General features: G+C 38.4%; 8 protein-coding genes and 1 pseudogene. All 9 read right to left on the bottom strand.

What is annotated here, in order from left to right; genetic code table 11:
* A partial coding sequence (locus SPADD19_RS03005; protein WP_061455155.1) for a Gp19/Gp15/Gp42 family protein occupies positions 1 to 306 on the bottom strand: 306 nt, incomplete at its 3' end.
* 5 nt (positions 307 to 311) lie between these two features.
* Entirely contained in the window at positions 312 to 527 is a 216-nt protein-coding gene (locus SPADD19_RS03000) for a HeH/LEM domain-containing protein (RefSeq protein ID WP_061455154.1), read from the bottom strand.
* 11 nt (positions 528 to 538) lie between these two features.
* The gene (locus SPADD19_RS02995) at positions 539 to 1,435 is read right to left on the bottom strand and encodes a phage major capsid protein (protein WP_061455153.1); all 897 of its coding nucleotides are present in this window, start codon (positions 1,433 to 1,435) and stop codon (positions 539 to 541) included.
* 6 nt (positions 1,436 to 1,441) lie between these two features.
* Positions 1,442 to 1,906 carry a capsid assembly scaffolding protein Gp46 family protein gene (locus SPADD19_RS02990; RefSeq protein WP_061455152.1) on the bottom strand — a complete coding sequence of 155 codons (465 nt, stop codon included), beginning with the start codon at positions 1,904 to 1,906 and terminating at the stop codon, positions 1,442 to 1,444.
* Positions 1,907 to 1,986: 80 nt separating this feature from the next.
* Positions 1,987 to 3,398, bottom strand: a pseudogene (locus tag SPADD19_RS02985) (terminase).
* 109 nt (positions 3,399 to 3,507) lie between these two features.
* Positions 3,508 to 3,747 (bottom strand): DUF7675 family protein, encoded by a 240-nt coding sequence (locus SPADD19_RS02980; protein ID WP_061455151.1) that lies wholly within the window; start codon positions 3,745 to 3,747, stop codon positions 3,508 to 3,510.
* Entirely contained in the window at positions 3,737 to 4,912 is a 1,176-nt protein-coding gene (locus SPADD19_RS02975; RefSeq protein ID WP_423170601.1) for a hypothetical protein, read from the bottom strand. Before SPADD19_RS02975 ends, SPADD19_RS02980 begins: the two co-directional genes overlap by 11 nt.
* Positions 4,913 to 4,957: 45 nt before the next feature.
* Complete coding sequence (locus SPADD19_RS13155; protein WP_423170600.1) at positions 4,958 to 5,128, bottom strand: hypothetical protein; 171 nt, start codon at positions 5,126 to 5,128, stop codon at positions 4,958 to 4,960.
* Positions 5,118 to 6,218: hypothetical protein (locus SPADD19_RS02970; RefSeq protein WP_241496447.1), on the bottom strand; the 1,101-nt coding region annotated here is incomplete at its 5' end. The genes SPADD19_RS13155 and SPADD19_RS02970, both read right to left, overlap by 11 nt.

The raw sequence follows: 6,218 nt of genomic DNA, 5'->3' as shown, positions 1-6,218 counted from the left end.
ACCAGGCACCAAATAAGAGCCACTAAAAGAATATCCCATAGCAGACTCAGCCATTTGTGTCATTGGCTCCTGATCGGTTGATGTCATTAATGTACGAGCAACCACATCCACGGTAACAGATTTCACAACACTTTGATAAGATGGGCTGTCAAGCACCATCTTATCCAAATCTTTGCTGACTTTCTTAGCTTCCTCACGAAGAGAATCTGACACAATTTCCAACAGTGCCTTAGCTCTTCCTCGTTCATCAAATTTCAAAGAACGCCACAAAGTTTCAAGGTCTTCAACTGTCGCAAATGTTGTCATTTTATTTACCCTTCATGTTGTTCTAAAAGAGCAAGAAGGTCAGCCTTCTTAGCTCCTTTGTCATATTCGATTCCTAAACTATCTAGTTTAGAGCGAATATCTGCCACTTTCATTTCTGGGACTTCTGTCCCGTTTTTATATTCACTACCAGCGATCCAATCGCCTCCCAGCTCTGAATCAGTGGTGATTATTTCTCCTGATACTTTATTAACGTAAATCATTTCAAATCACCTTACGCTTTAACACGAGCAAATGCATCAGCATCAAGAATACCCCATCCGATAAACGCTTCAGCACGCAGCAAGATTTCATTGTAGGCTTTCAAGTCACGACCAGCTCCATCTGGATCACCATATTCAATGATTTCCATTGGGATATTTTCAGCATAACCCCACTTGAAACGGTTCTCAAAGTCACCAACGATTGCATGGTCTGTTTGAGCATTTCCACCTGTAACAGTCAAGTTTTTGTTTACGTCTGATTTCATTCCGTAGAACGAGTCAGGATTTTGACCAAAGCGGAATTCTGGATATTGAGCCACACCATTTACTTTCAACTTAGCAAGTGATTGACCACCTACTGGAGAGATGGCCACACCAGTAACTTCTCCACCCTTAGCTACGATTTGTTGGACAGCAGCATCAATGTTATCGTCAAATTTATCTTCTGCATAAGTTACAATGTTCCCAGTGATCAAACCATCAAATGAGTTAGTGTCACGGAAGGTTGCATCTGTAAGCCCTTTTGGCTCCAAACCGTGGATAGCAGCGATATCAAAAGCATCTGCGATTTTCTTAGCGAATCCATCAGCAAATTGTGAAAGATATTCAAGTTGTTTTTCTTCAGAAGCATACTTAAATTCATCTGTGATCCGTGCTTGGTATACAAATTTAAGCGGTTTGATTACCTTTGGTTCAATGATTGCTTTACCAGCACCTTTTTGTTGTCCTTCACCAACAATTTGAGCATTCCCTTCAAGATTAAAGATAAATTGCTCAACTCCATTAAATGGAATTGGTGTTTGAGATGAGAGCTTAGCAAGAACAGAACGTCCTTGTACTTTTGAAATGAGTTCTTTAACCAATTCTGGTTTAAAAAGCGTTCCTTGTTTTAATGAATTGTCTGTCATATTACATTATTCTCCTGTATTATTTAATTCTCGAAGCATTGACTTCATTTGCGATGTTTTATTGTCTCCAATTTGTGGTTCTACAACACGCATTGGTGCAACAGGTTCAACAGGTTTGATAAAAGATGCTAAGCGTTCTGCATCTGCTTTTAGACTTTCTTCATCGGTACCTTGCAAGCGATCAGCTAAGTCGAATGGCAAACCATTCTGTAATGCAATTCGAGTCCGTAAGTTTTCCGTTTCATAACCGGAAATTTTAGCCTCAAGATCGGCAATTTGCTTGTTAGAACTTTCTGTCTCTTGCTTAGAAGTTTCTAATGCAGATTTTAGACTGCTATTTTCATCCTGTACTTGAACAGCAAGAGCTTTTATCTCATCGTAATCCGAGTATTTTTCTTTTAATCGTTCTAAACGATTCTTGATGATTGCATCAAGTTCCTCTTGCGTTTCAATAACCTTAAATTCTGACATTCTCATGTCTCCTTTCTCCTGCTTTCCCGGCAGTTCGGTAATTTTATCATCAAAAAAAGCAGTTCTTAGACTGCTACTTTTTAATAACTGATTTTTTGCTTTTTCTTAGGCTTAGTAGTTACACAAGCCCAATGCGCAAGCAAAGCGCTGTCCATCAAAGAAATATCCATATCGTCAAAATGAGAGCGATAACCAAAACCACCATTTGAACCAATATTACGCTTATCGCAGTTAGTAGCCACTTTTGATAGAGATGGTTGTCCAGCATGGCAGATATTTTTTTGATAAATACCCTGCTCCCAAAGAGCATTTGCCACTATGATCTCTTTAACAGTTGGTAAGATGACATTCTTAATTTTGTAGTCCTTCAATTCTTCATCTAGAATCTTTTGACCACTTGCACCGTCAATAACGATTTGGGCCACATCTGCACTACGCAAAAAAGCCACTAGCCAGTCATTCCCATTGCGCACTGATTGACAATCTATAACTTCGACAAAAAACGCCCATCTTTCGTCCGCACTGCAACGCTCATGGCAACGTTTGTACCATCTTGTCCATACTTAATCCCAACAAATAATTGTCCGACAAGATCAGGAATATCAGATACTTTTAATTCGTTCCATTCTGTTTCAGATATAGCGGACTTCTGATTGTAAGTAGGCCAGAAACCTAGACGTTGAACATTATGATCTAGTTTATCTTCACCTAACTCAGCTTCTACTTTTCGTTCATTCAAGTGATAACCCATTGATGGATTTGAATGATACCAGGCATCCACATCGTCAATCTCTTTTTCTTCAGACACAGACCATTCAGCCCAACCAGAGTATTTCCCTTTACCGAATAAGCACGTTTCTCGATACTTAGTAAAGACTGTACCACTGGAAACTGGTGTAGGAGGAGTCCCACACATGATAGTCATTGGATTAGCACTATCGGTTACAGTATATTTCAAAGCAGATTCCTGCTCTGTTGTGTATTCCTGTGCCTCATCAATGATCAGCATATCGAATCCTTCACCAAGACCCCCATTTGATGTCCTGGTACGGAATTGGACCACACCACCAGTTTTATATAATTCAATCCGTTCCTGTCCTTTGGCACGGATAGAGTTAAAATCTTCACCATCCACATATCCCATTTTCTCCAGGTAACGTTTAACCTTTTCAAATGAGGCATGAGAAGTAGAAATACGATGAGCTGTGTGAAGAATGTTTAGTCCTTTATGCAACCCCCAAATTTCACAAATGTAAAGAATTTCTGACTTTCCGTTTCGTCGAGGAATAGAGTATCCAAATTTCTGATGCACCCATAAGCCAGTTTTATCAACAGCCATCATGGGTAGTAGAAGGTTTTTTTGCCAAGAGTAGCAAGAAAGACCAGTTTTTTCGTAAAGATCAATCGCTTCATTTGCTAATGAATTTTTCTTGACGTATTTTAAAATCACCGATTGAGTAGGATTCTGATTGCCAAGTTTTTTCCTAGCCATACTATAACCTTTCAATCGTAATCGCATGATAACCCTATCGCTGGGAGATATTGGATCACCTCCTAATCAAAGCCACAATAAAAGCACCCTTTCGAGTGCTTCAGTATTCTTATTTTCGGTCTGAAAAGAATTCAGCCCAAAATGGATTTTCTTTATCGAAGATTTCAACCTCTTCTGATGTCATGTTTTGAGGGTAATCTTCAAAAAGGTTATAGAACTTTTCCTTATCAAACGTAAATAACATCAACCCTCTAGCAAACCATGACGTATCAACCCACCAAATTTTGTCATCATGATTTTCTTTATAACAATATTCAGACCAGTTTATTTCTTCATAATCATCTTTCATGGCCTTCAATTCCTTTCATTTGTTTAGAACCAGCTGTGTTAATGAAACTCAATATATTATGGAACTCAGGATTATCTTTCAATGAATCCGAATCGATAATACAACTATCCACTTCATACTTACCATGTCTTGTACTATGTGTTTTTTTACACTTGAATCTTTCTTTCAAAACAATGTTATCTAATGGTTTAAACCCGTTTGATATTCTGGATTGTAATTCCAAATATTCAAAACGACCTTCATTTTTTCTTATGATAGCCGCATGTCTACCTGCCGCTAAATAATATTCGTTCCCAGATTCTACCTTTTCTAACAATTCTCTGACAGCAGTAAAGTCATTTGTATTTTTTACAACATGCATTTTGACACCAGGAAGGTTTCCTATCATTTGGATTCTACTGTTTCTAGAGAAAAAGTCACAGCTTTCCCCTCCTCGAAAATCTAAAACGGTATAACCACCTTTATTACCTATGTAAGCAAATGCTGCTGATGAACATGATCCTTTGGTTCTATCTCCACCACCAACAGCATCAATGATTTGCTTCTCTGTTAGTTTTTTACGACTTTTTTTGATAGGGTTTGAGGAAATTCCTTCTTGAAGCGCAAGTTTTCTCACTTCGCTCATTTGAGATTTCCCATTGATATCTTTTCTTGCTTCTATCTTATCACTTTCATCAGTTTTTCTCCAAATTTTGCTCCAAATGTCTTTAACTTTTCCGCTTTTTGGGTCATAGTCAACAGTACAACGACAATGTTGATGTCTTCTATAAACATTTCTTGGAACTTTTGGATATTTATAGCTACCTTGAACCTCTTGACACCAATCACAGCAATGGAGATAAGATTTTCTAATAATTTCAGGTTGTAATCCAGATTTATGATGAAACTCAGCATTTTTTTTAATACTATCATCTATGATAGACTGAGAAAAATTAACTATTGGCTCACCAAACAACCAACTGACATCTTCAAAATTTTCCTCAGATGCCAAGCGATTAACTATTCCAGCGACCCTATCCTGATTCAATTCAGGAACTTGTACTTTCAAACTGATTTTTGCATCTGTATTTAGTTTTTTCTGAACATCTCTAGTATAACCGCTTATTATCTCATAATTACGACCTAGCACGTCCGTCAACAAACGTTGAGCGATATTATAATACATTTTACCATCTGGTAATTTATCGGCACTCAGAGAAGCCCCTAGAGCTTAAGAAAGAATCTCTCCAACTTCTATCGCAAACTCATTTGCTGTTTTATAAGTTGCTTTTTTGGCTTGTAATTCTGCAAAAGCTCGACTAACAACCTCGCTCTTCCCGTATTCACTTTCAAAGCGTTGCTGAACTTCTTTTAGGATACTAGGTAAGACATCATGTTCCATCTGGATCTCCTTCTTTCACCACAGGAGAAGCAGACATATCACCCTCAATACCTGTAAGGTCTCTAATTGTTTCAGCATTGATGTAGCCAGGTAACGCCTGATTCAATTTAAGAGCACCATCACCAATCATGGTCATCATATTGGCATCAGCTTCAAATAAAGGTTCCCATTTAACGGTTGTTTTTACGAATTGGCTTCTTTCATAATGAAACTCATCACGCAAACAAGCAGCTACATAAGCTACATTCAGGAAACCGGCTCCTAACGAACGTTGTGCCTTCCGTCCTGCCAAACGCAAGTTCTCGTGACTAGCTTTAATCGCTTCTACAGATGATGGATTATCTGAAACAAATCCTAAATCATCCAAAGTCAGGCCCATCTCTCCAGCAAATCCAGCTGCTGCTGTTCTCAATTGCTCTGTGAATGGTGTCATGCTGGCAGTCGTGAACTGTCCGATACTTGGCTTTTCTCCAGTATCACTAGCAGAAATAGTCAATAAGCTGGAAACGGTTGCTTTCCATTTCTCTAGTGGTTCTGCATCAGGATCTAGTCCAATGATGTATTTCTGTGGCCACGAGTAAAATTCAGCAGTTATATCAGCCCGTTCTAAAGTACGCTTAGCATATTTTTGATAATACATCCCTGCTCTAGTAATCCGTGATCTACCAAAAGGACGAACTGCATCAGGTCTATGAATGACAGGTACCAATAATGGAATATTAGCTGGGTTAGTAACTGAATAATGATCTTGCCCCTTTGGAATAAAGTGAGTAGCATTTGGTTCGAAATAGGCCTCTAGGATTGGTTGACCATAATCATCACGAGCCAGCACCGCATATCCCTCGACTAATAGACCAGTGATTGGATCAATGATTCCTGTTGCATTGCTTGATTCAATCACTTGCAATCTCACTTCATCATTTTCCCCTTTAGAAAGGTAGATAAAACTACACGATCCAATCAAGGCTGATAATATCGCACTATCGAAGAAAATATCAGGATTGTTTTGTTCAAAAATCTCAGTAACTTCAAAATCATCATTTTCAAATTTTCGAAATACTAAACGATCTGCAAGGCTATCAACCCCCTT

Origin of the sequence: Streptococcus parasanguinis, from assembly GCF_001578955.1 — a bacterium.
Taxonomy (GTDB): Bacteria; Bacillota; Bacilli; order Lactobacillales; family Streptococcaceae; genus Streptococcus; species Streptococcus parasanguinis_U.
Note: the sequence above shows the minus strand (reverse complement) of the source record. Positions and strands in the feature narration are given on the sequence as shown.